At 37.2% G+C, this 524-nt stretch carries 1 protein-coding gene; it reads right to left on the bottom strand.

Annotated features, from left to right (window positions below; translation table 11 throughout):
- Positions 1-251 (bottom strand): hypothetical protein (locus LU493_RS19495; protein WP_343076106.1); only part of this gene is annotated, 251 nt, incomplete at its 3' end.
- Between the last annotated feature and the right edge of the window lie 273 nt (positions 252-524).

A 524-nucleotide genomic window follows, 5' to 3' on the forward strand; every position in this document is an offset into this window, starting at 1 on the left:
CAATCCATGCGGGTCTCATCAATAGCTGCCAGCCAGAATCCTGTCTGGTCTTTTATTTTTCTGCTAATATCTGAATCTGAAACACCAGGATTTAATAAATATCCACCATAGCAGACATGGAAGGGGTGAACAGATTCATCAATATCAGGAAGTTCTTTTACCGGATTTTCTTTCCAGTCCTTCAGAACACCAAATTCAAGAGCATCCAGCAAAAATTTTCGTTCCAGCGCATCAACTAATGCATATTGCATAATAACCACCAAAGAGTATCTGATTTATATAACTAATGCACTTTCAATAGATGGTTGTCTTTTGAATAAAGAACAATCTGTATTATGACTGTGAAGTATTCAGCATTAGTATTCCTCTTCATAAGGTAGCCAATCGTAATCGTTTGAGTTCCAGTCAATTGGAAGAAATGGCTCTGTTTGTTTATGGCAGGAGAGGCAAACATAAATATTTTTCTCTTTATGAAAAATCATCGACTTACATTTATCACAGTCGCACCAACCCTCGACTGGTTC

The sequence above is a fragment of the Halomonas elongata genome (assembly GCF_029081005.1).
In the GTDB taxonomy this organism is placed as follows: Bacteria; Pseudomonadota; Gammaproteobacteria; order Pseudomonadales; family Halomonadaceae; genus Halomonas; species Halomonas elongata_B.